23 protein-coding genes are annotated in these 22,703 nt (G+C 72.6%); 14 read left to right on the forward strand and 9 right to left on the reverse strand.

Annotation, left to right across the window (positions count from 1 at the left end):
• Window positions 1–40 precede the first annotated feature (40 nt).
• Window positions 41–1,582: a PucR family transcriptional regulator gene (locus IEJ02_RS22005; protein ID WP_191066419.1), complete on the forward strand. Its 1,542-nt coding sequence runs from the start codon at window positions 41–43 to the stop codon at window positions 1,580–1,582.
• Between the two features lie 523 nt (window positions 1,583–2,105).
• Here the strand turns inward: IEJ02_RS22005 and IEJ02_RS22010 are convergent.
• From IEJ02_RS22010 to mfd, 3 genes are all read right to left on the reverse strand, one after another.
• On the reverse strand, window positions 2,106–2,501 hold the full coding sequence (locus IEJ02_RS22010; protein WP_191066420.1) for a type II toxin-antitoxin system VapC family toxin: 396 nt from the start codon (window positions 2,499–2,501) through the stop codon (window positions 2,106–2,108).
• Window positions 2,498–2,776, reverse strand: a complete 279-nt coding sequence (locus tag IEJ02_RS22015) for a hypothetical protein (protein ID WP_191066421.1) — start codon at window positions 2,774–2,776, stop codon at window positions 2,498–2,500. The genes IEJ02_RS22010 and IEJ02_RS22015 overlap by 4 nt, the downstream gene beginning before the upstream one ends.
• 132 nt (window positions 2,777–2,908) lie before the next feature.
• Complete coding sequence (mfd, locus tag IEJ02_RS22020) at window positions 2,909–6,445, reverse strand: transcription-repair coupling factor (protein WP_191066422.1); 3,537 nt, start codon at window positions 6,443–6,445, stop codon at window positions 2,909–2,911.
• A 205-nt stretch (window positions 6,446–6,650) separates the two neighbouring features.
• On the opposite strand from mfd, the gene IEJ02_RS22025 reads away from it, so the two are divergent.
• The 10 genes from IEJ02_RS22025 (at window position 6,651) to IEJ02_RS22070 (ending at window position 11,172) form a co-directional block, all read left to right on the forward strand.
• Window positions 6,651–6,896 carry a type II toxin-antitoxin system VapB family antitoxin gene (locus tag IEJ02_RS22025; protein WP_223864225.1) on the forward strand — a complete coding sequence of 82 codons (246 nt, stop codon included), beginning with the start codon at window positions 6,651–6,653 and terminating at the stop codon, window positions 6,894–6,896.
• Window positions 6,893–7,327 (forward strand): type II toxin-antitoxin system VapC family toxin, encoded by a 435-nt coding sequence (locus IEJ02_RS22030; RefSeq protein WP_191066424.1) that lies wholly within the window; start codon window positions 6,893–6,895, stop codon window positions 7,325–7,327. The genes IEJ02_RS22025 and IEJ02_RS22030 overlap by 4 nt, the downstream gene beginning before the upstream one ends.
• A 181-nt stretch (window positions 7,328–7,508) precedes the next feature.
• Complete coding sequence (locus IEJ02_RS22035) at window positions 7,509–7,820, forward strand: gas vesicle protein GvpO (protein ID WP_370467102.1); 312 nt, start codon at window positions 7,509–7,511, stop codon at window positions 7,818–7,820.
• Window positions 7,821–7,846: 26 nt separating this feature from the next.
• Window positions 7,847–8,359 carry a gas vesicle protein GvpJ gene (gene gvpJ, locus IEJ02_RS22040; RefSeq protein ID WP_191066426.1) on the forward strand — a complete coding sequence of 171 codons (513 nt, stop codon included), beginning with the start codon at window positions 7,847–7,849 and terminating at the stop codon, window positions 8,357–8,359.
• 3 nt (window positions 8,360–8,362) lie between these two features.
• Entirely contained in the window at window positions 8,363–9,103 is a 741-nt protein-coding gene (locus tag IEJ02_RS22045) for a GvpL/GvpF family gas vesicle protein (protein WP_191066427.1), read from the forward strand.
• A 1-nt stretch (window position 9,104) separates the two neighbouring features.
• Window positions 9,105–9,377, forward strand: a complete 273-nt coding sequence (locus IEJ02_RS22050) for a gas vesicle protein GvpG (protein WP_191066428.1) — start codon at window positions 9,105–9,107, stop codon at window positions 9,375–9,377.
• The gene (locus tag IEJ02_RS22055; RefSeq protein ID WP_191066429.1) at window positions 9,370–9,735 is read left to right on the forward strand and encodes a gas vesicle protein; all 366 of its coding nucleotides are present in this window, start codon (window positions 9,370–9,372) and stop codon (window positions 9,733–9,735) included. The genes IEJ02_RS22050 and IEJ02_RS22055 overlap by 8 nt, the downstream gene beginning before the upstream one ends.
• Window positions 9,732–10,571 (forward strand): GvpL/GvpF family gas vesicle protein, encoded by an 840-nt coding sequence (locus IEJ02_RS22060; RefSeq protein WP_191066430.1) that lies wholly within the window; start codon window positions 9,732–9,734, stop codon window positions 10,569–10,571. The genes IEJ02_RS22055 and IEJ02_RS22060 overlap by 4 nt, the downstream gene beginning before the upstream one ends.
• A 107-nt stretch (window positions 10,572–10,678) precedes the next feature.
• Window positions 10,679–10,864: a gas vesicle protein gene (locus IEJ02_RS22065; RefSeq protein ID WP_137980895.1), complete on the forward strand. Its 186-nt coding sequence runs from the start codon at window positions 10,679–10,681 to the stop codon at window positions 10,862–10,864.
• Window positions 10,861–11,172, forward strand: a complete 312-nt coding sequence (locus tag IEJ02_RS22070) for a gas vesicle protein K (protein ID WP_191066431.1) — start codon at window positions 10,861–10,863, stop codon at window positions 11,170–11,172. The genes IEJ02_RS22065 and IEJ02_RS22070 overlap by 4 nt, the downstream gene beginning before the upstream one ends.
• 16 nt (window positions 11,173–11,188) lie before the next feature.
• Here IEJ02_RS22070 and IEJ02_RS22075 read toward each other — a convergent pair whose 3' ends face one another.
• Window positions 11,189–11,650, reverse strand: coding sequence for a MarR family winged helix-turn-helix transcriptional regulator (locus IEJ02_RS22075; RefSeq protein WP_191066432.1), 462 nt, complete (start codon window positions 11,648–11,650; stop codon window positions 11,189–11,191).
• Window positions 11,651–11,749: 99 nt separating this feature from the next.
• Between IEJ02_RS22075 and IEJ02_RS22080 the strand changes: the two genes are divergently transcribed.
• The gene (locus tag IEJ02_RS22080; protein WP_191066433.1) at window positions 11,750–12,121 is read left to right on the forward strand and encodes a VOC family protein; all 372 of its coding nucleotides are present in this window, start codon (window positions 11,750–11,752) and stop codon (window positions 12,119–12,121) included.
• Between the two features lie 2 nt (window positions 12,122–12,123).
• Window positions 12,124–13,164: a DNA-3-methyladenine glycosylase family protein gene (locus IEJ02_RS22085; protein WP_191066434.1), complete on the forward strand. Its 1,041-nt coding sequence runs from the start codon at window positions 12,124–12,126 to the stop codon at window positions 13,162–13,164.
• Window positions 13,165–13,173: 9 nt separating this feature from the next.
• Here IEJ02_RS22085 and IEJ02_RS22090 read toward each other — a convergent pair whose 3' ends face one another.
• From IEJ02_RS22090 to IEJ02_RS22105, 4 genes are all read right to left on the reverse strand, one after another.
• On the reverse strand, window positions 13,174–13,572 hold the full coding sequence (locus tag IEJ02_RS22090; RefSeq protein ID WP_137979265.1) for a VOC family protein: 399 nt from the start codon (window positions 13,570–13,572) through the stop codon (window positions 13,174–13,176).
• 73 nt (window positions 13,573–13,645) lie between these two features.
• The gene (locus tag IEJ02_RS22095; RefSeq protein ID WP_191066435.1) at window positions 13,646–14,632 is read right to left on the reverse strand and encodes an aldo/keto reductase; all 987 of its coding nucleotides are present in this window, start codon (window positions 14,630–14,632) and stop codon (window positions 13,646–13,648) included.
• Window positions 14,633–15,314: 682 nt separating this feature from the next.
• A complete protein-coding gene (locus IEJ02_RS22100) occupies window positions 15,315–17,885 on the reverse strand; it encodes an ABC transporter permease (RefSeq protein ID WP_191066436.1) in 2,571 nt (856 codons plus the stop codon).
• Window positions 17,882–18,670, reverse strand: coding sequence for an ABC transporter ATP-binding protein (locus IEJ02_RS22105; protein ID WP_137979263.1), 789 nt, complete (start codon window positions 18,668–18,670; stop codon window positions 17,882–17,884). Before IEJ02_RS22105 ends, IEJ02_RS22100 begins: the two co-directional genes overlap by 4 nt.
• A gap of 472 nt (window positions 18,671–19,142) precedes the next feature.
• Between IEJ02_RS22105 and IEJ02_RS22110 the strand changes: the two genes are divergently transcribed.
• Window positions 19,143–20,705 carry an MFS transporter gene (locus IEJ02_RS22110; RefSeq protein ID WP_370467104.1) on the forward strand — a complete coding sequence of 521 codons (1,563 nt, stop codon included), beginning with the start codon at window positions 19,143–19,145 and terminating at the stop codon, window positions 20,703–20,705.
• Window positions 20,706–21,626: 921 nt separating this feature from the next.
• Here the strand turns inward: IEJ02_RS22110 and IEJ02_RS22115 are convergent.
• Window positions 21,627–22,547 carry a coiled-coil domain-containing protein gene (locus tag IEJ02_RS22115; RefSeq protein WP_191066438.1) on the reverse strand — a complete coding sequence of 307 codons (921 nt, stop codon included), beginning with the start codon at window positions 22,545–22,547 and terminating at the stop codon, window positions 21,627–21,629.
• Between the last annotated feature and the right edge of the window lie 156 nt (window positions 22,548–22,703).

The following is a 22,703-nucleotide window of genomic DNA, read 5'->3' on the forward strand; positions in this document are numbered from 1 at the left end:
CTTTCCGAAACCCAGGCGATCAGAACTAACGTGCTGTTTCATGCACACCTCGCCCTCCGGCGTGCCCGCCGACCGTGCCGGCCGCGCTGATGACGTGCTCGCCCTCGCCCGGCTGGCCACCCGGCGCGGGGCGGTGCGGGAGATGCTCGGCTGGCTGGGCCGGCGGGCCGGGGGTCCGGCCGTGCTGGTCGGGGGCGCGGGGCGGGTGCTGGCCGGGCCGGGTGGGGGGCACGACCCGGCGGTGGCGCGGCTCGCGGCCGGTGCCGCCGCCGACGCCGCCGTCGAGCTGCACCGGCGCGGGGCGGCGTCCGCCGTGCTGGGCGGGGGTGAGGGGCCCCCGGTGCATCTGATCGCGCTCGACACCGACCCGAGGACGTATCTCGCCGTCGTCGGGCCGGACGATCCGCACTGCGGGACGCTGCTCGCCGACGCCGCCCGCACCCTCGCCCTGTGCTGGCGTCTTGAGCAGTCCGAGCGGGCGCGGCGGCGGATCGAGTCGGCCGAGGAGCACAGCCGGGAGGCGGTGCTGCACCTGCTGATGGTGGGCAGCGTGCCCGCCGCGCAGCGGATCGCCGGGGCGCTGCGGCCGGCGCTGCCCGCGGTGGTCCAGATGTATGTGATCGAGTGCCCGCACGCCCGGCGGCGGGAGATCGCCCGGCGGATCGACCGCGAGGCCGGGGGCGGGGCGTGGATCGTGCCGTGTCCGGTGCGCCCGAACCACCTCCTCGCGCTCGTGCCGGCCGAGCCGGGCCCGGGCCGGGCCCCGGTGAGCGGTGCTCCACACGGCCCGCGGCTCCCTGACGCGCTGGACCTGCTGATCGTCCGGCTGGTGCCCGAGTGCCGGGTCGGGGTGAGCGCGGCGGTCGCGCTGCGGGACACGCCGACCGCGTACGAACAGGCCATTCACGCGCTGGCGGTGGCCCGTAACGCGCCCGAGCGCCGCGCGGGCTTCGGCGGCGATGTGGATGTGACCGTCCTGGCGGTCCCGGAGGGCTATGTGTGGGCGAGCGAGCTCCTGGCGCCCTGTCTGCGGTACGCACCGGCCCGCCGCGCCGACCCCGGCCCGCAGGAGCTGCTGGGCACGCTCGGGTCGTGGCTCAGCTTCGGCGGGGCGGCCAGCCGCCATCTGAAGATCCACCGCAATACGCTCGCGGCGCGGATGCGCCATCTGGACGAGCTGCTGGGCGTGGAGGTCAGCCGCAGCCTGGCCGCGCAGTCGGCCGCCTGGCTGGCGCTGCGGCTGTACACCGCGCCCCAGGCCGCGGCGGCCCGCGCCCAGGCCCCGCCGGGTCAGACCGCCACGCTGGACGCGGTGCTGGGCACCCCCGCCGCCGGGACCTGGGCCCGGGCCCAGTTGCGCCCCCTGGAGCAGGCCGGTCCGGCGACCGGCCTGGAGACCGTACGCACCTGGCTGCGCGCCGACGCCCGCCTCCCCGCCGCGGCGGCCGCCCTGGGCATCTCGCTCCCCGGCGCCCGCAAGCGCCTGACCAGGGCGGAGGACGTCCTGGGTCGCTCCCTGCTGACCGCGCCGAGCGCGAAGTACGAACTATGGCTCGCGATGCGAGCCCTGGGCTCGCTCTGAGCCCGGCCGCCTCCGGACCCGGGCACCCCGCTGGGATCGAGGTCGCCCGCGAGAGCCGCGACGCCGCCGGGACCGCCTCGAGCCGGGCGCGGCGCCGGGGCAGGCGCTGGGCTCGCTCCGAGCCCGGGCACCCCGCGGCCCGAGGCGCCCCGGGGGACCGCCACCGACCGGGGTCGCCCTCCGGCGCGCTCACCGTTCGCCGCCGCGCTCACCGTTCACCAGAGCACTCACCGTTCGAAGGGGAACCGCCCGGCGTCCTCACTGTGCACATCGTTCCTCGCCGCGGGTGCCGAGGCCGCCTATTGTCCTGGACGAGCCACGACGAGCCACGACGGGCCGCGCCGAGCCCCGCCTCTCGCCGAGGGCCGAGGGCCGAGGGCGCCTTCCCCCCACCCGCACGGCATCGCACCCGGCCACCCCGCCGGGCCTCATGAGCCGGGGCCGGCCGCCGCGCGACGACGGGGGTGTCGCGCGCGGCCCGCCCCTGTCCCCCTTGCCCAAGCGATCAGCCTTGCCCAAGCGATCAGCCGAGGACTTCGATCGCGCAGCGCGCCATGGTGCAGCGACTCAGCCGGGCGTCACCGGTGATCAGCGGAGCCCGGTACACCTCCGCCGCCGCGATGTACGCCGCGTCGTAGCCCGTGACCTGCCCCCGCAGCTCCCACATGCGCATCAGGAGCGGCTGGATGGCGATCGTCTCGATCGATGCCCCGGTCAGCGCGGCCACGGCGTCCTCCGCGCGGGCTTGGGTGATCTTCCCTCCGAGGAGCCGACCGCGTACCGCGTGGAAGGTCTCTACGACGAGATGGCCGGGCGCCGCCCAATGCGGGTCCTGGGCGAGGCGAGCGCGGGCCGCCTTCCCGGCGGCGGCGTCCCCGGTGAGCGCTTCGGTGAGGACGCTCGCGTCCACAATGATCACGCGGTCGCCCCCGGCTCCCCCGGTGAGAGGCCGAGTCCGGCGGCACGCGCCGCGCGGTCGGCGTCGAGATCGCGCACGGTCTCGCTCATGGAGCTCTCAGCGCCGTCCGATCGGCCCTCGAACCGCTGCAACAGCGCGACGTTGCCTGCCCGCTCGGCCTCGTTCTTGACCAGGTCCAGCAGATACCCCTGGAGGGACTGGCCCAGCTGCCTCGCCCGTTCGGCCAGTATGTCGCGCACCTCGTCCGGCACATCCCGAATCTGCAGAGCCACCATGCATGCATTTTCCATGCACGGCGGCCCCGCAGGCAAGCCGGTTCGGGACAACCGACCGGGACGGCCGCCCGGTCACGCCCCCAGGATCGCCCTCACAACCCCAGGATCGCCCTCACAACCCCAGGATCGCCCTCACGACCCCAGGATCGACGTCAGGAACTCCCCGGTCCAGGCCAGCAGCTCCCGCCCCACCAGCGGCTTTCCGCCGATGCGGGCGGTGGCGGGGCGGGGCACCAGGACCTGCTTGGTGGCGGGCTTGATGATCGAGCGCTGGTAGAGCCGCTTGAGGCGCAGCTCCTGGGATTCGCGGAGCTCGACCGGGGAGAAGCGGATGTTGGAGCCCTGGAGGGTGATGTCGGTGACGCCGCAGGCGCGGGCCAGCAGACGCAGGCCGGCGACCAGGAGGAGGTTCTCCACCGGCTCGGGGAGCTTGCCGTAGCGGTCGGTGAGCTCCTCGCGGACGGCACGGATGTCGTCCTCGCTGCCGGCGGAGGCGATCGCCCGGTACGCCTGGAGGCGCAGCCGCTCGCCGGGGGCGTAGTCGTGCGGGACGTGCGCGTCGACCGGAAGCTCGATCTTGACCTCCAGCGGCGCCTCCGCGGGCTCGCCCTCGCCCGCCTCGATCGAGGCGCGGTAGTCGGCGACGGCCTCGCCGACCATCCGGACGTAGAGGTCGAAGCCGACGCCCGCGATATGGCCGGACTGCTCGCCGCCGAGCAGATTGCCCGCGCCGCGGATCTCCAGGTCCTTCATCGCCACATACATGCCCGCGCCCATCTCGGTGTGCTGGGCGATCGTGGCCAGCCGCTCATGGGCGGTCTCCGTGAGCGGCTTCTCGGGCGGGTAGAGGAAGTACGCGTAGCCGCGCTCGCGCCCTCGCCCGACCCGGCCGCGCAACTGGTGGAGCTGGGAGAGGCCGAAGTTGTCGCCGCGCTCGACGATCAGGGTGTTGGCGTTGGAGATGTCGATACCGGACTCGACGATGGTCGTGGAGACCAGGACGTCGAACTTCTTCTCCCAGAAGTCGACCACGACCTGCTCCAGCGCGCTCTCCGACATCTGCCCGTGGGCGGTGGCGATCCGCGCCTCGGGGACGATCTCGCGCAGCCGGGCGGCGGCCCGGTCGATGGACTCCACCCGGTTGTGGATGTAGAAGACCTGGCCCTCGCGGAGCAGCTCGCGCCGGATCGCCGCGCCGATCTGCTTCTGCTCGTACGGCCCGACGAAGGTCAGCACCGGATGGCGCTCCTCCGGCGGGGTGGTGATCGTGGACATCTCGCGGATGCCGGTGACCGCCATCTCCAGGGTGCGCGGGATGGGCGTGGCGGACATGGTCAGCACGTCCACATTGGCGCGGAGCTTCTTCAGCTGCTCCTTGTGCTCGACGCCGAAGCGCTGCTCCTCGTCCACGATGACCAGGCCCAGGTCCTTGAACGTGGTTTCGGAGGAGAAGAGCCGGTGGGTGCCGATGACGATGTCGACCGAGCCGTCCCGCAGCCCCTCAAGCACCGCCTTGGCCTCGGTGTCGGTCTGGAAGCGGGAGAGCGCCTTGACGTTGACGGGGAACTGGCCGTACCGCTCGCCGAAGGTGCCGAAGTGCTGCTGCACCAGCAGGGTCGTGGGCACCAGCACCGCCACCTGCTTGCCGTCCTGGACCGCCTTGAAGGCCGCGCGGACCGCGATCTCGGTCTTGCCGTAGCCGACGTCGCCGCAGATCAGCCGGTCCATCGGAACCGACTTCTCCATGTCCTCCTTGACCTCGGCGATGGTGGTGAGCTGGTCGGGGGTCTCCGCGTACGGGAACGCGTCCTCCAGCTCGCGCTGCCAGGGGGTGTCCGGGCCGAAGGCGTGGCCGGGCGCCGCCATCCGGGCCGAGTAGAGCTTGATCAGGTCGGCGGCGATCTCCTTGACGGCCTTCTTGGCGCGGGCCTTGGTCTTGGTCCAGTCGGCCCCGCCGAGCCGGTGCAGGGTCGGCGCCTCGCCGCCCACGTACTTGGTGACCTGCTCCAGCTGGTCGGTGGGGACGAAGAGCCGGTCGCCGGGCTGGCCGCGCTTGGCCGGGGCGTACTCGACCACCAGATACTCGCGGGTGGCGCCCTGGACGGTGCGCTGCACCATCTCGATGTAGCGGCCCACGCCGTGCTGCTCGTGGACGATGAAGTCGCCCGCCTCGAGGGTGAGCGGATCGATCGTCTTACGGCGGCGCGCGGGCATCCGCGCGCCGTCCTTGCCGGCGGCCTTCTGCCCGGACAGGTCCGTCTCGGTCAGCACGGCCAGCTTCAGGGCCGGGTCGATGAAGCCGTAGTCGATCGAGCCGCAGGCCACATGCACCACGGACGGCTTGATCTCGGTGAGGTCGCCGTCCAGCCGGGCCGCGATCCCCTCGCCGCCGAGCACCTCGACGGTGCGGGAGGCGGGGCCGTGGCCCTCGGTCACATAGACCGTGCGCCAGCCGTCGGCGAGCCAGCCCTTGGTGTCGGCCAGCGCCCGGGCGGTGTCGCCGCGGTAGCTCTCGGTGGCGCGCATGCCGAGCTTGACGGTGTCAGCGTCCAGCTCCTCGTCGGCCGCGAAGGGGCTCACCGACCACCACATCATGCCCAGCTCACGGGCGTGGTCGCGGACGTCCGCGATGCTCCACAGGGAGGCCGCGCCGACGTCGATCGGGGCCTCCCCTCCCCCGGCGGTGGCCGCCCAGGACGCCTGGAGGAACTCCTGGCTGGTGGCCACCAGGTCCGCCGCCCGGGTGCGCACCCGCTCCGGGTCGCAGACGACCGTCATGCTGCCCGCCGGGAGGACGTCCACCAGCAGTTCCATGTCGTCCACCAGGACGGGCGCCAGGGACTCCATGCCCTCGACCGCGATCCCCTCGGCGATCTTGCCCAGCAGCTCGCCCAGCTCGGGATGGGCCTCGGCGAGGGCCGCGGCCCGCTCCCGCACCTCGTCGGTCAGCAGCAGCTCCCGGCAGGGCGGGGCCCACAGCCCGTGCTCGGCGACCTCCAGCGACCGCTGGTCGGCCACCTTGAAGTAGCGGATCTCCTCGATGTCGTCGCCCCAGAACTCGATCCGGAGCGGATGCTCCTCGGTCGGCGGGAAGACGTCCAGGATGCCGCCGCGCACGGCGAACTCGCCGCGCTTCTCGACCAGTTCCACCCGGGAGTACGCGGCGGCCACGAGCCCGTCCACGACCTCCTCCAGATCGGCGGTCTGCCCGGCCCGCAGGCTCACGGGCTCCAGGTCCCCCAACCCCTTGACCTGCGGCTGGAGCACGGACCGTACGGGCGCGACGACGACCGAGACGGGACCGGCCGCCGGGTCGTCCGGGCTCGGATGGGCCAGCCGCCGCAGCACGGCCAGCCGCCGCCCGACCGTGTCCGACCTCGGCGACAGCCGCTCGTGCGGCAGCGTCTCCCAGGACGGGTACTCCACCACCCCGTCCGGCGGCAGCAGCGAGCGCAGCGCCGCCGCCAGGTCCTCCGCCTCCCGGCCGGTGGCCGTCATCGCGAGCACGGGACGGCCCGCGGAGCGCGCCAGCGCGGCGACGGCGAACGGACGGGCGGCGGGCGGGCCGACCAGATCGACGTGGGGGCGGTGGCCATCGGCGGCGCCACGCACCGCCTCGGCGAGCGCGGGGTCCCTTACGACGGCGTCGAGCAGACCGGTGAGGCTCATAAAGGGGTATTCCATCCCGGAGGCGGACAACGCGAACGGCCCGACACGTGTCACGGGCCGGGGGTCTTCCAGAGTACGGCCACCCGCCGACAACCCGTGCCGTACACCCGATCGGCTCCCGAACTCCAGACCCCACGATCCGTACACGCACCACCACGCACTGTCACCCGTATGGCAGTATGGGCCCATGGGTATGGTTAGCCATATGAAGACAACCGTGGAGATCTCCGACGCGCTGCTGGACGAGGCTCGGCGGACGGCACGCGAGGAGGGGACGACACTCAGGGCACTGATCGAAGAAGGGCTGCGATCGGTCCTGGCCCAGCACGCCCACCGCAGTCACTCATTCACACTCCAGGACGCCAGCGTGGGAGGCGAAGGCCTGCAGCCCGGGGCGCAAGGAGCGAGTTGGGAGCAACTGCGCGGACTCGCGTACGGGGACCGCCTGTGATCGCCGTCGACACCAACATCCTGGTGTACGCCCACCGGTCCGACAGCCCGTTCCACACGGCAGCGGCGGCGCAGGTCAAACGACTGGCCGAGGGCCGAGCACCCTGGGCCTTGCCATGGCCGTGCCTGCACGAGTTCTTCTCGATCGCCACGCACCCTCGCATCTACCAACCACCGAGCACCACCGCCCAGGCACTCGCCCAGATCGACACCTGGCTCGCCTCACCCTCGGTGGTCCTCCTCTCGGAGGCGGGCACCTACTGGCCAACCCTGCGGCAGGCGCTGGAAGACGGCAAAGTCAGCGGCCCCCTGGTGCACGACGGTCGTATCGCAGCCCTGTGCATGAGCAATGGCGTGCGCGAACTGTGGTCAGCGGACCGCGATTTCAGCCGGTTTCCCGCGCTCACCACCCGTAATCCCCTGCACGCCTGAGACGGCCGGCCCCGGTGCGCTCCCCCGTGGGCGCACCGGGACCGGGGGCGTCACCGCGTACCGCGCAACGTAACGGCGTCACGCCGCGCGGCGTGACGCGCCGTCCGGCCCATCACGACAGGCGGCCGTCCGGCCCATCACGACAGGCGGCCGGACACGCCCTGTGATCACACTGATGCACATGGCAGAGCGAGACCCGCGCCCATCGCCCACCAGGACGAGCCCCCGCCCCCGGCCGCCCAAACCGGCCGAGGCCGCCCGGCACGCGTGCGAACAGCTCGCCTCACTGATCGTCCATGAGCCCGAGGGCGTCAGCGGCGTGGCCCGCCAGGAGGACGGCTGGCTCGTCAGCGTGGACGTCCTCGAGGTCGCCCGGATCCCCGACACCACCAGCCTGCTGGCCACGTACGAGGTGCGCATCGACGAGCGGGGCGAGCTCCAGGAATACCGGAGGGTCCGCCGCTACCGGCGCGGTGCGGCCGACGACGCTTAAGACCGCTGCTGAAAGGACGCCCCGCGATGCCCGCTGGCACTTACACCGAAGAGGTCGTCTGCATCCAGCGGACCGGCACCCTCTACGACTGCCTGGAACTCATCCTCGACCGGGGCATGGTGATCGACGTCTTCATCCGGGTCTCCCTCGTCGGCATCGAGATCCTGAAGATCGACGCCCGGATCGTGGTCGCCAGCGTGGACACGTACCTCCGCTTCGCCGAGGCCTGCAACCGCGTGGACCTCGAATTCGACCGCAGCAAGACCGTTCCGGAACTGCTGGGCGGGGTGGCGGGCGGCGGCGGGAGCCCGGCCGGGCGGATGGCCACGGGCCTCGGCAAGAAGAAGGCCAAGAAGGCGGTGGCGGGTGTGGGCGAGAAGGTCAAGCGGGCCGTCGGGGCCGACGAGGAGGCGGAAGAAGAAGGGGAGCGGGAGGAGCGGGAGAGCCGCCCCCGGCGGCGCACCGCCCCCACTCGCCGCCGTTCCGCTTCCGGGCCGTCCGAGCCTTCCGAGCCTTCCGAGCCTTCCGAGGAGGACTGAGCCATGACCGCACCCGCACCCGCACCCCGAAAGGTGTACGTCTACGGCGTCGTCCGCGCCTCCCACGCGGTGCCGCCCGGCCGCACCGGAGTGGGCGAGCGGCCCGCCCCGGTCCGTACCCTCCGGGCCGGAGCGCTGGCCGCGGTGATCAGCGACGCTCCGGCCCGGCTGCGCGCCAAGCGCCGCGACCTCCTCGCCCATCAGGACCTCGCCCTGACGCTGGGGCGGGACGGGCCGGTGCTGCCGATGCGCTTCGGGATGGTCGCCCCCGACGAGGAGTCGGTGCGGCGGCAGTTGCTGTGCACACAGAACGACTGCCTGGCCGCGCTGGAACGCGTCGACGGGCGGGTCGAGATGAACCTCAAGGCGCTGCCCACCGAGGCCGACCTGGGCTCGCTGGTACGAGAGGACCCCGAGGTGAGCCGGTTGCGCACCGCCGCGCGCCGGGCCCCGGGGTACGAGGCGAGCGTGCGGCTCGGCGAGGCCGTGGCACGCGGGCTGAGGCGCAGGGCGACGTCGGCCGCGGCCACGGTGCTCGCGGAGCTCTCGGCCGTGGCGGACGCCACGGCGCACGGCCCGGAGGTCGAGGGGTGCGTGCTCAACGCCTCGTTCCTGCTGGACCGTCGCGAGCGGCGGCGGTTCGAGGGCGCCGTGGAACGCCTCGCGGCCGCCCACCGCGACCGGGCCGAACTGCGGCTCACCGGCCCGCTGCCCTGCTACAGCTTCACGGAAGGCCGGTCCTGAGATGGGCGTGCTGAGCCAGGTCGTCCTCTTCCCGCTGGCGCCGGTGCGCGGGGTGGTGTGGGTCGCGGAGCGCGTGAGGGGCATGGCGGAGGAGGAGATGTGCCATCCGTCGGTGCTGCGCGCCCGGCTCGCCGCGCTGAACGAGGCCCTGGAGTCGGGCGCGATCGGCCCGGAGGAGTTCGACCGGGAGGAGGACCGGCTGCTGGATCTGCTGGATCTGCTGGAGCGCTCGGGCGGCCCGGGAGGAAGGACGAGGGTGCGGCGCCATGGCTGAACGCGATCTGGTCCACCCCCCGTCCGTGACCGCCGAGCGGCACCCCTCCGACCTCGCCGAGATCCTGGAGCGGGTCCTGGACAAGGGCATCGTGATCGCCGGGGACATCAAGATCGACCTGCTGGACATCGAACTGCTCACCATCCGGCTGCGGTTGTTCATCTCCTCCGTGGACACCGCCCGCAAGGCCGGGATCGACTGGTGGGAAACCGATCCCGCGCTCTCGTCGCGCGCCGCGCGGGACGCCCTCGCCCAGGAGAACGCGGAACTACGGACGCGGCTCCACGCCCTGGAGTCACGGATCGGCACCGAGGAGCTGAGCACGGTCGGCGCGACGGAGGAGCGGAGCCCCCGATGACCCCGCCCGAAACCCCCACCCCCACCCTCACCTACGCGTTCGCGGTCTGCCGAGGCGGCGACCTCACCGCGGCGGCGGAACGGCTGGCGGAACTCCCCGGGCTCGGCACCGGCGCCCCGGTCCGTACGCTCGCGGCGGGCCCGCTCACCGCCGTGGTCCAGGACGTGCCCGCGGCCGGGTACGACGAGGAGGCGCTGCGGCGGCGGCTGTCCGACGGCGCCGAGCTGGAGCGCTGCGCCCGCGCCCACCACGCGGTGATCACGGCGGCGTCGGCGCTGGCCCCGGCCGTCCCCCTGCCCCTGGCCACGGTCTATCGCGACGACGGCCGGGTCCGCGAGGCCCTGGGCGAGCGGGAGACGTCCTTCCTGACCGTCCTGGACCGGATCGCGGGCCGGGCCGAATGGGGCGTCAAGGTCTACGCCCCCACGGGCCCGCCGCCCGCCCCGGAACCGGCCCCGGACGCCGCCCCGGCGGACGGCCCCGGCCCGGGCATCAGCGGCCGCGCCTATCTGGACCGCGTCCGCACCCGGCAGCGAAGCCGCGAACAGCGCCACACCCTGGCGCTGCGGGCCGCCGAGCGGGTGGACACCGTCGTCCGGGGCCTGGCCGTGGCCGCGCGCCGACTGCGCCCGCACGGCGTCGAGGTGACGGGTAGGCACCGCACCCATGTGCTGAACGCCGCCTACCTCCTCGACCTGGGCCGCGAGCGCGAACTGCGCGCCGCGCTCGCGTCGTTGCGTCGCGACGAGACGGACGTCCAGATCGAACTCTCCGGACCGTGGGCGCCGTATTCCTTCGCCGACGCAGGACTCACGAACGATGGGGCGGCCCCATGACCACCCCCACCTGGGAAACCACCCCGGCAAGGGCGCGGTGGGAAGCGAACCCCGCCGCCACCGCCCGCGAGGAAGCCCCCGAGTGGGGAACCACCCCGGCCGAGACCCTGGGCCCGCTCGGCGTCCCCCTCGTGGACCTCCTCGACCGGGTGCTCGCCACCGGCGTCGTCATCAGCGGCGACCTGGTCATCGCGATCGCCGAGGTCCCCCTCGTCCGCCTCTCCCTGCACGCCCTGCTCTCCTCGGTCAACGAACGGGTGCGAGCCCCATGGCCCGACAGCGGCCCGCTATGAGCACGCCGAACCCCTCCACCCCCGCCCCCTCCACCCCCGCCCGCGTGGACATCGACCGCGACTCGGTCGGCCGCGACCTGGCGGCCCTGGTGCTGACGGTCGTGGAACTCCTCCGCCAGCTGATGGAGCGCCAGGCCGTCCGCCGCATCGACGCGGGCGGCCTCACCGAGGACCAGATCGAGCGCATCGGCACCACGCTGATGCTGCTCGACCAGCGCATGTCCGAGCTGTGCGACCAGCACGGCCTGACCCCGGAAGACCTCAACCTGGACCTCGGCCCCTTGGGCACCCTGCTCCCCCGCGACTGAGGCAGGGGGCCGCGGATCAGCCGCCGAGGGCTTCCGCCATGCGGTCGAGGTCGGCGAGGAGGGCGGCCAGGCGCCGTTGCGGGAGGGCGTCGACCATCGTCCGTTCGATGGCGTAGACGGCGGACCGGGCCGCGTGGAGCCGTTCGCGGCCGCGCTCGGTGAGGTGGGCGGGGAGCGCGCGGCCGTGGTCGGTGGTGGCGGGCCGGGAGATCAGGTCCGCCTCCTGGAGGCCGCGGAGCACCACGTTCATGGACTGCCGGGTGACGAACGTGGAGCGGGCGAGCTCGGCGTTGGACAGGCCGGGCCGCTGGTCGAGGAGTTCGAGGCAGGAGTACTGCGGCACCGTCAGCCCTTGTTCGCGCAGCGCCTTGTCCATGGCACCGCGCAGCGCGGCGGCGGCACGTTTGAGGCGGTAGCCCACATGCTCGGTGATGTCGTCGGCGGGGTGCGGCGGGGCCACGGGGGTCCGGTCTTCCATGTCAGGATTTTGACATAGGGGAAGGCCGTGCGTACAGTCCAGCAATGTCAAAGTCCTGACACCGACATCACTGGCTCAACCGACAACCGGGGAGAACCCATGCCCGCCACCATCGACGGCCCCGACTTCATCGCCCTCCAGGTACGCGATGTCGAGGCGGCGGCCGCCTTCTGCGAAACCCACCTCGGACTGCGGCGCGCACCGGCCTCTCCGCCCGGCGCGGTGGTGTTCACCACCGAGCCGATCCCGTTCGCCGTCCGCGAGCCGCTGCCGGGCGTGGACCTCGACGACGCCGCGCGTCCCGGCCTCGGGGTGGCCCTGTGGTTCCGCACCACGGACGCCCAGGCCCTCCACGACCAGCTCGCCGCCGCCGGGGTGCCCATCCTGAGCCCGCCCCAGGACAGCCCCTTCGGCCGCACGCTCACCTTCGTCGGCCCGGAGGGCTACGCCCTCACGGCGCACGGAGGCTGACCGTGACCGCCGTCGCCCTCACCCCGTCCGGTCCCTTCTCGCTCGCGGCGAGCATGCGCTTCCTGGAGGGCTTCACCCCGGCGAACTACCAGGGCACGGCGGACTGGGTGCTCCGGCTGGCCTTCCCCGCCGACGACGGCCACTCGACGGTGGCCGTCGCGGTGCGGCAGGAGGAGACGGCGGAGGGAGCAGCGGGCCGGGTCCGGGCCGAGTTCACCACGTATCCCGACGAGTCCGGTGGATCCGGTGAGGCTGACGGGTCCGGGTCCGGCGAGATCGGCAGACCCGACGGCCCCGGACCCGGACCCGGCGAGGCCGTCCGGGCCCAGCTGGCTCGCATCCTCTCCCTCGACGTCGACGGAAGCGGCTTCCCCGAACTCGCCGCCGACCCGGTGGTGGCCGGGCTCATGGCGGACTATCCGGGCCTTCGGCCGGTGTGCTTCCACTCGCCCTACGAAGCCGCCGCGTGGGCCATCATCGGCCACCGCATCCGCATGACCCAGGCCGCCGCCATCAAGGCCCGCCTCGCCGAGCGGCACGGACGGCGCGTCCAGGTCGAGGGCCGGACCCTGTACGCCTTCCCCACCCCACCGGCCCTGCTCGCCATCACCCGCGCCCCCGGCCTGACCGAGGTGAAGATCGAGCGGCTGCACGCGCTGGCGGAAGCGGCCGACGCCGGGGAACTCGACGCCGCACGGCTGCGCTCGATGCCGGTGGACGACGCCCTCGCGGCGCTGCGCGACCTCCCCGGCATCGGTCCGTTCTCCGCCGAACTGATCCTCATCCGGGGCGCCGGACACCCCGATGTCTTCCCGCGTCACGAACCGCGGCTGCACGCGGCCATGGCCGAGGCGTACGACCTCGACGAGACCGCCTCTGGCGACATCCGCCGACTGGCCGGTATCGCCGACCGCTGGCGGCTCTACCGCAGCTGGGTCGCGCTGCTGCTCCGCGCCCGCGCCGCGGAGATCGGCCGCCATCCGTCGTCACCACGCCGAAGAGCCGGTCCGCCCCCCGTCCGCGGACCGGCTCTTCACCGGTGACCGACGGGGTCAGCCGTTCTCGACGACCATCACCCCATTGCCGTCCGCGTCCCGGAAGCTGAACATCGGCGGCACCGGGGCGCCCCAGCGCTGGACCTCCTGGTCGGTGTCGACGCCGCGCTCGCGCAGCGCCGCGTGGTCGGCGTCGATGTCCTCGGAGGTGAGGATGATGCCCGTGTCGTAGCCCGGGCCCTGCCCGCCCTCACGCGGCAGGACCAGCGCGATCCCGGTCGGGGCGCCCGCCGGGGCCACCTCGATCCAGCGGTGACCGTCGCCGAAGGGGATGTCCGCACGCTTCTCGAAGCCGAGCGTGCCCACATAGAACTCCAGCGCCCGATCCTGATCGGCAACGGTGACGGCGACCCGGCCCACCTCGGTGAAACGGGCGCCTTTCGCGGTCTCGGTCATGGTGATCTCCCTTGGGGTGATGCGTTCACCACCAAAGACCCCGGGCCACCCCGAAACTCATCGGTCCGGAGGATCAGCGGTTGACGAAGGTGAGGCTCTTCTCGTCGTAGCGGGTGCCGGCGACCTGGTCGGCCGGTGCGGCGGCGTCGATCGCGGCCAGTTCCTCGGGCGACAGCTCGATCGTGGCGGCGGTCAGGTTCTCCTCCAGGTACTTCTGGCGCCGGGTGCCCGGGATCGGCACCACGTCGTCGCCGCGGTGCTGCACCCAGGCGAGGGCGAGCTGGCCCGCGGTGACGCCCTTCGCGGCGGCCAGTTCGTTCAGCTTCTCCACGATGGCCAGGTTCTTCTCGAGGTTGCCGTCGGCGAACCGGGGCTGGGTGCGGCGCACATCGCCCTCCGGCAGGCCCTCGGTCGTGGTGTAGCGGCCGGTGAGGAAGCCGCGGCCGAGCGGGGAGAAGGGGACGAGGCCGATGCCGAGCTCGCGGCAGACCGGGACGATCTCGTGCTCCAGGTCCCGCGTCCACAGCGACCATTCGCTCTGCAGGGCCGCGATGGGGTGCACCGCGTGGGCCCGTCGGATGGTCTCCGCGCCCGCCTCGGACAGGCCCAGATGGCGCACCTTGCCCGCCCGGACCAGCTCGGCCATCGCGCCGACGGTCTCCTCGATGGGGACGTCAGGGTCGACCCGGTGCTGGTAGTAGAGGTCGATGTGATCGACGCCGAGCCGCCGCAGCGAGGCGTCGCACGCCTGGCGGACGTACGCGGCGTCCCCCCGGATCGTGGTCGGCTCCCCCAGCCGGTTGGCGAACCCGAACTTGGTGGCCAGCACCGCCCGCTCCCGGCGTCCGGCCAGGGCCCGGCCGAGCAGCTCCTCGTTGTGCCCGGAACCGTAGAAGTCGGAGGTGTCCAGCAGCGTGACGCCGAGGTCGAGGGCGCGGTGGAGGGTGGCGATCGACTGGGCGTCGTCCGAGGCGCCGTAGCCGTGGCTCATCCCCATGCAGCCCAGCCCCTGGGCCGCGACGGTCAGGGCGCCCAGGTGACGGGTGGGCAGTTCGGACATCGGGTACCTCCCTCGTGGTCGTGACGATCACGCTAGGAGTTGGAGCGCACTCCAAGTCAAACCACGGGACCGGTAGCTGTGCGGCAGAGAATCGGCCATCAGCGACGAATACATTGACATTGCGCCGGAATTCTGCGGGCCCATCCGGGCGGCGGTTTTGCCGTACCGGAATACGCCGACGTCCCCTCATCCGAACCGCGCGGTAACAGCTCTAGTGAATTCCTCGAGTTCGTCCGGCTAGCTTTCTCGTTGAGGTGGAAAGTCCACCGGATCGGAGTGTACCGATATGCGCTCTCGTCGCCTTGCGTTAGCCGCGGCAACCACCCTCGGAGCCCTCGCCATCACGCTGGGAATCGGTGGAACGGCCCAGGCCGCTCCCCGCCCCCCGCTCACCAAGGCCGAATGCCGGGCCTCCGGAGGCATCGTCATCCCGATCAATGTCGTCGGGGCGATCTGTCAGTGGACCAACCCCGACGGCACAAGGGACACCGCGCAGATCACTGACCCGATAGGCTGACCCGAGCGCCTGTCTCCACGAAGTCGGCCTCGATTCTCGCAGTTTCACATCGGAACACCCGACCGGCCCGGCGCGCTCCCCCGTCGCGCACCGGGCCGGCCGGTCAGCCTTCCGCCCCTCCCCCCATGGAAGGGCAGCGGGCCTCATTTCCCCCGTTGGCTTCGGCTATTCCGTGGCGATCGCGTTCAGCACATTCATCCGCGCCGCCCGGAAGGCCGGGACCAGGGCCGCGATAAGGCCCACCACGGCCGAGCCGATGAAGACCGTGATGATCGTCGACCACGGGATCTCCAGGGTCTTCAGACCCTCGAGCGCCAGCAGCTTCTGGGCCGTGGTGCCCCAGCCCATGCCGAGCCCGAGGCCCAGCAGGGCGCCGAAGAGGGCGATGACCACGGACTCCAGGCGGATCATGCGGCGCATCTGGCGGCGGGAGACGCCGATGGCGCGCATCAGGCCGATCTCGCGGGTCCGCTCGACGACCGAGAGGGCCAGGGTGTTCACCACGCCGAGGACGGCCACGATGATCGCGAGCGCCAGCAGGCCGTAGACCAGGTTGAGCAGCTGACCGACCTGGTCCTTGACCTCCTTCTTGTAGTCGGTCTGGTCGCGCACCTTCACCGACGGGTAGTGGTGCAGCTGGGACTTGAGGGAGGCGTACGCCTGCTTCTCCTGGCCGTCCTTGGCCTGCGCCAGCATCATGACGTCCGCCGGGATGAGCTTGGCGGGGACATAACGCTCGACGGTGGCGATGTTGAGGTACAGCGCGCCCTTGTCGAGGCTGACGTCGTCCGAGGTGATCGCGGCGACGGTCAGCTTGGCGGTGCGGCCCTCCTTGAAGGCGACGGTGAGCGTGTCGCCCTTCTTCACCTTGTGGTCCTTGGCGAAGCCCTCCGGCACCGACATGGCGTCCTTGCCGTACGCGGCGGACAGGTCGCCCTCGACGACCGGGGTGCGCAGGTCCTCGGCGTACGTCGGGCTGGCGGCCGAGAGGTCCTTGGTGACCGTCTTGCCGTCGGGCAGGGTGAGCTTGGCGCCCTCGATGTCCTTGGCCTCGCTGATGTGCTTCAGGCCCTTGGCCCGGTGCACCGCGTCCGCGATCCCCTTGGTGATCGGCTGGCCGGTGTCGGACTGGACGATGAAGTCCGCGCCCACCGACTTGTCCAGCTCGTCGGTGGCCGAGGCGACCATCGAGGAGCCCACCACCGACAGACAGGCGACCAGCGCCAGGCCGATCATCAGGGCCGCGCCGGTGGCGCCGGTGCGCCGCGGGTTGCGCAGCGCGTTGCGCTCGGCCAGCCGGCCGACCGGGCCGAAGATCCGCAGCACCACGGTGGCCAGTACGCGGACCACCAGACCGGCCAGCAGCGGGCCGATGACGATGAAGCCGATGAGCGTCAGCACCACGCCGAGGCCCAGGAACATCGAGCCGTCGACCGCCTTGTCCGCGTTCCCCGCGACCACCAGGGAGGCCGCGCCGCCCGCGGTGAGCAGGGTGCCGATCGCGCCGCGGATCCATCCGGCCTTGCTGTCCGCCGGGGTGCCCGCGTCGCGCAGGGCCGCCATCGGGGAGATCTTCCCGGCCCGGCGGGCGGGGATGTACGCCGCGATGACGGTGACGACGACGCCGATGCCGATGCCCACGATGGGCGTGGTGGCCTTCACCGTCAGCTGGTCGGTGCTCAGGTGGAGCCCCGCGCTGCCCATGATCTTCATCAGGCCGACCGCGAGGCCGACGCCGCCGAGGACACCGAGGATCGAGCCGACGACGCCGAGCAGCAGCGCCTCGATCAGCACCGACCGGTTGATCTGCTTCCGGCTGGAGCCGATGGCCCGCATCAGGCCGATCTCACGGGTGCGCTGGGCGACCAGCATCGAGAAGGTGTTGACGATCAGGAAGATGCCGACCAGGACGGCGATCCCGGCGAAGCCGAGCATCGCGTACTTCATCACGTCCAGGAACGAGCCGATGTCGTCCTCGGCCTCCTTGCTGGCCTCGGCCTTCGTCTGCACCTTGACCCCGGTGCCGAGCTCGGCCAGGACGCTCTTCTTCAGCTGGTCGTGGCTGACGCCCGCCTGGGCGGTGAGCGAGTAGCTGGAGTAGACCCCGGGAGCGCCGAGCAGCTTGCGCTGCGCGGTGTCGGTGTCCATGTAGATCAGGGTGGCGCCGGGGTTGGTCACCTGGAACGTGGCAATGCCGACGATCTTGGCGCGGAACTCGCCCGGGATGGCGATGATCCGCACCTCGTCGCCCAGCTTCAGCTTCTTGTTCTTGGCGGTGTCGGCGTCGACCATCACCTGGGTCGGGCCGCGCGGCGCGTGGCCGGAGGTGATCTCGACCGAGCGCTTCTCGGTCGGGTCCCAGTTGGTGCCGATGGTCGGGGCGCCGGTGTCCGAGCCGATGCTGTTGTCGTCGCGGTCGGCGGCGGTGACCGACTGGCTGGTGGCGTCGCCCAGCACGGACTTGACGCCGTCCACCTGCTTCAGCCGCGCCAGCTCCGAGCCGGGCAGGGTACGGATCCGGCCCTGCCGGGTGTCCTTGTCGCTGACGCCCTTGGGGCTGACCGTGACATCGGAGGCCGTGCTCGCGAAGAGCTTGTCGAACGTGGCGTTGGTGGTGTCGGTGAAGACGAGCGTGCCGCAGACGAAGGCCACCGACAGCAGCACCGCGATCGCGGACAGCGCCATCCGCCCCTTGTGGGCGACGAAGTTGCGCAGTGAGGTCTTGAGGACGGTCATGACACCCGTCCCCGCGCGTCGAAGTGCTTCATGCGCTCCAGGACCAGGTCGGCCGTCGGGTTGTGCATCTCGTCGACGATCCGGCCGTCAGCCAGGTACAGCACCCGGTTGGCGTAGGAGGCGGCGACCGGGTCATGGGTGACCATCACGATGGTCTGGCCCAGCTCGTCCACCGACCGCTTGAGGAAGCCCAGCACCTCGGCACCGGCCCGCGAGTCCAGGTTTCCGGTCGGCTCGTCACCGAAGATGATCTCGGGCCGGGCGGCGAGGGCGCGGGCCACGGCCACGCGCTGCTGCTGACCGCCGGAGAGCTGGTTCGGGCGGTGCTTGAGCCGGCCGGCCAGCCCCACGGTCTCCACCACCCGGTCCATCCAGGCCCGGTCGGGCTTGCGGCCCGCGATGTCCATCGGCAGCGTGATGTTCTCGATCGCGCTGAGCGTGGGCAGCAGGTTGAACGCCTGGAAGATGAAGCCGATCCGGTCCCGGCGCAGCTTGGTGAGCTTCTTGTCCTTCAGCTTGGTGATCTCGGTCTCGTCGATGAAGATCTGCCCGGAGCTGACGGTGTCCAGACCGGCCAGGCAGTGCATCAGGGTCGACTTGCCGGAGCCCGACGGGCCCATGATCGCGGTGAACTGCCCCCGCGCGATGTCCACGTCCACGTGGTCCAGCGCGACCACCCGGGTCTCCCCGGAGCCGTACGCCTTGACCACCTGACGTGCGCGGGCGGCGACGGCCGTATGTCCTCCGCTGCCCCCGGTCCTGGGAATCGATACAGCCGTTGTCACGGTGTTTCTCCTTCGATGTCCGATCGGCGATCTCTGTTCCCCGATCGCCGCAACAAGACTGCCGCGATCCGGGAACCTCCGCGATGGGGAATGACTCCCTCTTAGCGGTAGGGCTAGCCCCACCCCCTCGGTCGCGCAGCCCGTAGCAACCATATGAAGCGGGGACGACAGGCTCCTCATCCGCCCGGACGAACCGGGAGTAGGAGTACAGGGTGGGCATCCCCTAGGGGAGTGAGACCTGGGTCTGACCCCGGACTCGGGGTCGATGCCGCACCCTTCCGTCGCGTCAGGCTCGAACCGGGCCGCCTGGACAGCCCGGATGCGTTCTTCCGCCAGCCTGCCCCCGCATGGAATCGTGGGTCGTACAAGAATCGTGCGCACGCGAGTCCGTCGTACGAACATCAGGGACACACGTGCCGGCGCGGACCGGCGGAGGGAGCGCGCCACCGTGGGCGGCACCGCACGACGGCCGATGGACGCGGACCCCAGGCCCCCCGCACCCCAGCCGCACTCCGCGACCCCCGCCCCCAGCCACCGCCGCCCCGTCGTCGCCGCCCTGATGCTCGGCATGTCGCTGGCCGCGCTGGACTCGACCGTCATCTCCACCGCCGTCCCGCAGATCGTCGGCGACCTCGGCGGCTTCTCCGTCTTCTCCTGGCTCTTCTCCGGCTATCTGCTCGCGGTCACGGTCTCCCTGCCGCTGTACGGAAAGCTCTCCGACACCTTCGGCCGCAAGCCCATCCTGCTCGCGGGCGTCGTGCTCTTCGTCATCGGCTCGCTGCTGTGCGCGGGCGCCTGGAACATGGCCTCCCTCATCGCCTTCCGGGTCGTCCAGGGGCTGGGCGGCGGGGCGCTCCAGGGCACGATCCAGGTCGTCGCCGCCGACCTCTACCCGCTCAAGGAGCGCCCGAAGATCCAGGCCAGGCTCTCCTCGGTGTGGGCGCTCTCCTCGGTGGCGGGCCCCGCGATCGGCGGCCTGCTCGCCGGATACGCCGACTGGCGCTGGATCTTCCTCATCAATCTGCCGGTCGGCGCCCTGGCGTTCATCCTGATCACCCGCCATCTGCACGAACCGCGACGGCACCGGGAGAGCCGCCCCCGGGTCGACTGGGCCGGGGCGCTCGGGGTGTTCCTCAGCGGCGGACTGCTGCTGACCGCCCTCGTCCAGGGCGGAGTGGCCTGGAGCTGGCTGTCCGCGCCCTCGCTCACCATGCTCGGCGGCGCCGCGGTGTGCGCCGCGGCCACCGTATGGATCGAACGGCGCGCCGCCGAACCGATCATCCCCGGGTGGGTCTGGCACCGCCGCACCATCTCGGCCGTCAACGTCGCCTTCGCCGCGCTCGGTCTGCTGATGATCGCCCCGACCGTCTTCCTGCCCACCTACGCCCAGTCGGTGCTGGGGCTCGGACCGATACCGGCCGGGTTCGTGCTGTCCACGATGACGCTGAGCTGGCCGATCGCGGCCGCGCTCAGCAGCCGCGTCTACAACCGCATCGGCTTCCGGCGCTGCGCCATCACCGGGATGACGGCCGCCACGCTGATCCTGGCCGCCTTCCCGCTCCTCCCCTACCCGGGCGCCGCCTGGCAGCCCGCGCTGATCATGCTGCTGCTCGGGGGCGCGCTCGGGCTGTTCCAGCTGCCGCTGATCATCGGGGTGCAGTCGTCCGTCGAATGGGCCGAGCGCGGCACCGCCACCGCCTCGATCCTCTTCTGCCGCCAGGTCGGCCAGAGCGTCGGGGCGGCCCTCTTCGGCGCCGTCGCCAACGCGACGCTGGCCTCCCGGCTCACCGAGGCCCCCGCCGCGATCCGGCCGGGGCTGCCCGACGACCTGGACTCGGTCTCGCGCGCCCTGGAGCACCCCGGCACCCTCACCGACCAGGCGGCCGACTACCTGCGGCGGGCCGTGGACACCGCCGTCGACCACGTCTACCTGGGCTCGGCCACCGCCGCACTACTGGCCCTGCTGGCCCTGGTCTTCCTCGCCCCGCGCCGCTTTCCGGTACGGACGGAGGCGGAGCCGGACGCCGAAGCCTGAACGGCGGGCGGAGGCGGAAGCCTGAACGGCGGGCGGAGGCGACGGCGGCCGCCGGTGCGAGGGTCGGCCGCGGCTCGCCGGTACGTGGGCCCGCCGGCGGTCCGCCCAGCGGATCTTTCCCCTCCCCGCCCCTTCCCGCAGCGTCCATCTGCGGCTCCGCCGCGTGGCAGGGGCTCCGCCCCTGGACCCCGAGATCCGGGGCGAAGCCCCAGGACAGGGTCCGGGGCAGCGCCCCAGGCAGGATCCGCGGGCAGAGCCCGGGCGGGGTCCGAGGCAGCGACCCAGGCGGGATCGGGCAGCGCCCCGGGCAGCGTCCGGGGGCAGACCCCAGGCAGCGTCCGGGGCGGGAGCCCCAGGCAGCGTCCGGGGCGGGAGCCCCAGGCAGCGTCCGGGGCGGGAGCCCCAGGCAGCGTCCGGGGCGGGAGCCCCAGGCAGCGTCCGGGGGCAGACCCCAGGCGAGGCCCGGCACGGAGAGCGAGGTCTGGGTCGGAGCCCTGGGCGGGGTCTGAGGCAGAGCCCCAGGCAGGGTCCGAGGCAGAGCCCCAAGCGGGATCCGGCACAGCGCCCCGGGCAGGGTCCGGCACAGCGCCCCAGGCGGGATCCGGCACAGCGCCCCGGGCAGGGTCCGGCACAGCGCCCCAGGCGGGATCCGGGGGCAGCGCCCCAGGCGGGATCCGGGGGCAGCGCCCCAGGCGGGATCCGGGGGCAGCGCCCCAGGCGGGATCCGGCACAGCGCCCCAGGCAGGATCCGGCACAGCGCCCCAGGCAGGGTCCGGGGCAGCGCCCCAGGCGGGATCCGGCACAGCGCCGCGGGCAGGGTCCGGGGTGGAGCCCCAGGTGGGGTCCGGGGCGGAGCCTCGGTTTCGGGGAGGGGCGGGGAGGGGAGCAGCCCGCCGCAGGCGTCGCGGTCCGGCGGTGGGGTCAGGGCTCGTGGTGCGGTGCGGCTGTCGCGTCTTCCGACACCGGCTTGCCGGTCAGGGCCGCCAGGCTGCCGCGCACATGCTCCAGATGCGCCTTGAGCTCCTCGCGCCGCTCCACATGCTCGCGCAGCGTCCGCTCCGTCTCCCGCGCCAGCCGCTCCTCCCGGGCCCGCGCCTGGGCGATGATCTCCGCCGCCTGCGCCTGCGCGTCCTCCTGCCGCAGCCGCGCGGCCTGCTCGGCCATCCCGTACTCCCGCTTGGCGTCGGCGAGCCCCGCCTGGGCGTACTCCTCCAGCTGGGCCAGCCGGGCCGTCATCGCGTTGTCCCGCTCGGCCAGTTCGCGGCCCGCCGCCTCCCACCGCTCGGCGTGCTCCCGCTCCTGCTCGGCCAGGATCCCGGCGGTGCGCTGCCGCATCTCCTTCAGCTCCGCCAGCGCCTGGGCCCGCCACTCCTTGGCGTCCTGGCGCGAGACGGCCCGCAGCTCGTCCACATCCACCTGGGCCGACTCCACGATGGCGCGCGCCGCCGCCTCGGCGGCCTCGCGGACCAGTTCGGCCTCGTCACGGGCGGCGTCCCGCACCGTACGGGCCACGGCCTGCGCGGCCTCCCACTCCTCCTGCGCCGTCGCCTCGGCCGCCGCCCGCAGACAGACGACCTCCTCCTCGGCCGCCATCAGGATCAGCTGGGCCCGGTCGCCGAGGGACTCATAGGTCTGGGGGGCCAGTTGGGAGATCACCTCGCGCAGCCGCTCCGCCTCCGCGGTCAGCTCATTGGCCAGCACGGTGAGGCGCGCGGCGCGCTCCCACGCCGCGTCCCGCGCTTCCGACAGGTCGGCCACATAGCGGTCGACCTGCGCGGGACGGTAGCCACGGCCCCGTCCGCCGACGATGGTGAAGCCATGACGTGACACCGATGCGCCCATCCTTGGAACCCCTTTTGTCCGGTATGCAACGCGCTTCGGCGCACATCTTTATAGATGGCCTCTCATCCCCCATAACGCGACACTCCGCCCATATCCGCGGCCAGGAGCGCCGCCGGTGACAACAACGACGAGGCGCCCGCCCCCGTCACGGGGGTC

It is taken from the genome of Streptomyces sp. 5-10 (assembly GCF_014712245.1).
Classification (GTDB): Bacteria; Actinomycetota; Actinomycetes; order Streptomycetales; family Streptomycetaceae; genus Streptomyces; species Streptomyces violaceusniger.